2 protein-coding genes are annotated in these 2,807 nt (G+C 66.1%); both read right to left on the bottom strand.

Going from position 1 to position 2,807, the window contains the following annotated elements:
• Positions 1–1,977, bottom strand: a 1,977-nt coding sequence (gene pnp, locus VGD93_RS08315) for a polyribonucleotide nucleotidyltransferase (protein ID WP_395011025.1), incomplete at its 3' end; no start/stop codon positions are given.
• 402 nt (positions 1,978–2,379) lie between these two features.
• Positions 2,380–2,649 carry a 30S ribosomal protein S15 gene (rpsO, locus tag VGD93_RS08310; RefSeq protein ID WP_395011023.1) on the bottom strand — a complete coding sequence of 90 codons (270 nt, stop codon included), beginning with the start codon at positions 2,647–2,649 and terminating at the stop codon, positions 2,380–2,382.
• Between the last annotated feature and the right edge of the window lie 158 nt (positions 2,650–2,807).

Below are 2,807 nucleotides of genomic sequence, written 5' to 3'. Positions count from 1 at the left end.
GGCGAGCTGCGAGATGTGGACGAGGCCGTCGCGCGGACCGAAGAAATTGACGAAGGCGCCGAAATCGACGGTCTTGACCACCGTGCCCTGATAGATGACGCCGACCTCGGGCTCCGACACGATCGACTTGATCCAGTTCAGCGCGGCGGTGATCGCCTTGCCATCGGAGGAAGCGACCTTGACGGTGCCGTCGTCGGAGATGTCGACCTTGGCGCCGGTCTTGTCGACGATCTCGCGGATCACCTTGCCGCCGGAGCCGATCACATCGCGGATCTTGTCGGTGGGGATGGTCAGCGTCTCGATGCGCGGGGCGAACTCGCCCACCTCGGAGCGCGAAGTGGTGATGGCCTTGGCCATCTCGCCCAGGATGTGCTGGCGCCCGCCCTTGGCCTGCTCGAGGGCGACCTTCATGATCTCCTCGGTGATGCCGGCGATCTTGATGTCCATCTGCAGCGAGGTGACACCCACCTCCGTGCCGGCGACCTTGAAGTCCATGTCGCCCAGGTGGTCCTCGTCGCCGAGGATGTCGGAGAGCACGGCGTATTTCTCACCCTCGAGGATGAGACCCATGGCGATGCCCGCCACCGGGCGCTTCATCGGCACGCCGGCATCCATCAGCGCCAGCGAGGTGCCGCAGACCGTGGCCATCGAGCTCGAGCCGTTGGACTCGGTGATCTCGGAGACGACGCGGATGGTATAGGGGAATTCCTCGACCTTGGGGCGGATCGGGTTGATGGCGCGCCAGGCGAGCTTGCCGTGGCCGATCTCGCGGCGGCCGGGCGAGCCCATGCGGCCGGCCTCGCCCACCGAATAGGGCGGGAAGTTGTAGTGCAGCAGGAAGTTCTGCTTGTGCGTGCCCTCGAGGCTGTCGACATATTGCTCGTCCTCGCCGGTGCCGAGCGTGGCGACGACCAGGGCCTGCGTCTCGCCGCGCGTGAACAGCGCCGAGCCGTGGGTGCGCGGCAGCACGCCGACTTCGGCAACGATCGGGCGGACGGTCTTGAGGTCACGCCCGTCGATGCGGGTGCCGGTGTCGAGGATGTTCCAGCGCACGATCTTGGCCTGCAGGTCGTGGAACACCGCGGCCAGTTCGTCGGCAGCGATTTCGCCGGCCTCGATCTGCGGCGCGAAATGCTCCAGCACCTTGGCGCGGGCGGCATCGACGGCGGCGTAGCGCACTTCCTTCCTGGTGTTCTTGTAGGCGGCGCGCAGTTCCGCTTCGATGACCTCGAGCACGCGCTTTTCCAGCGCCGAATGGTCGGGCGCATTGAACTCGCGCGGCTCCTTGGCGGCCAGTTCGGCGAGCTTGATGATCGCCTCGATGACCTTCCTGGACTGCTGGTGGCCGAACATCACGGCGCCCAGCATCACTTCCTCGGACAGCTCCTGGGCCTCCGACTCCACCATCAGCACGGCGTCGGCAGTGCCGGCCATGACGAGATCGAGCTTGGAATCGGCGCGCCGGTCGACAGCGAGGTTGAGCACGTACTCACCGTCGACATAGCCGACGCGGGCGGCGCCGATCGGGCCCATGAAGGGCACGCCGGAGATGGTCAGCGCCGCCGAGGCGGCGACCATGGAGAGCACGTCGGGGTTGTTCTCCATGTCGTGCTGCAGCACGGTGACGATGACCTGGGTCTCGTTCCGGTAGCCGTGCGGAAAGAGCGGCCGGATCGGCCTGTCGATGAGGCGGCTGACCAGGGTCTCGTTCTCGGTCGGGCGGCCTTCGCGCTTGAAATAGCCGCCCGGGATCTTGCCGGCGGCGAAATACTTCTCCTGGTAGTTGACCGTGAGCGGGAAGAAATCCTGCCCCGGCTTGGCCTCCTTGGCGGAGACCACGGTGGCGAGGACCACCGTTTCGCCCAGCGTCGCCAGCACGGCGCCGTCGGCCTGGCGGGCCATCTTGCCCGTTTCGAGGGTGAGCGGCTGGCCGCCCCAGTTGAGTTCGACTTTGTGGTGATCGAATTTGATCGACATGGTTTCGTCTTTCCATTCTGGCGGAGGCGCGGGAACGCGGGGCGCAGTACCCGCGAACGCATCCGCTGTGCCCGCGCGGTCCACGCACCCCATGTGCAGGACCCGCCCAAAATCGGCACTGGTTTCCGCCCGGCACCCGCTTGTCAGTGGAGTGGTCGGTCCATCGGACCCGAAAGGCACGGCCTTTCCTGACGACCCCTCCGCGGGGCGGAACATGGACAAGACGATGAGCCGTTCACTTTCGCCCGGGAAGCGCCGCTTCGCAAGGAAGCCTGATGCGCCATGAGCGGCCGATGATCTCGCCATGCTCCGCATAGACTGTTGCCGGTCTACGCTATGCCCGGGGTGACCGGGCGGGGTGACCGCGAGGCTTGCCTCGCGATCCGGCTTGTCCCGCGCCGATCAGCGACGCAGGCCGAGGCGCTCGATCAGCGCCTTGTAGCGCGCTTCGTCGCTCTTCTTGACGTAGTCAAGCAGGCTGCGGCGCGTCGAGACCATCTTCAGCAGGCCGCGGCGGGAGTGATTGTCCTTGCCATGGGTCTTGAAGTGCTCGGTCAGGTTGGCAATGCGCTCCGACAGGATGGCGACCTGGACTTCCGGCGAGCCGGTATCGCCCGTCTTGGTGGCGTATTCCTTGATCAGGGCGCTCTTGCGCTCAGGCGTAATCGACATCGGGCAAATCCTTTCGATAGGGGATCATCGGGTCGCCCCGGCCGGGATGTCGTCCAGCAGGGGCCATGGCAGCAATGCCGGCAGTGCCGGCAGGCTCGACGGGCATATAGGGGATCGGCGCCCGGATTTCCAGCTATTTCTCCTCGCCGGTGGCGGCG

The sequence above is a fragment of the Devosia sp. genome (assembly GCF_036406155.1).
Classification (GTDB): Bacteria; Pseudomonadota; Alphaproteobacteria; order Rhizobiales; family Devosiaceae; genus Devosia_A.
Note: the sequence above shows the minus strand (reverse complement) of the source record. Positions and strands in the feature narration are given on the sequence as shown.

Bases quoted from the DNA above. Each gene is read 5' to 3' on its own strand.
- rpsO (WP_395011023.1), bottom strand. From the start codon at position 2,649: ATGTCGATTACGCCTGAGCGCAAGAGCGCCCTGATCAAGGAATACGCC.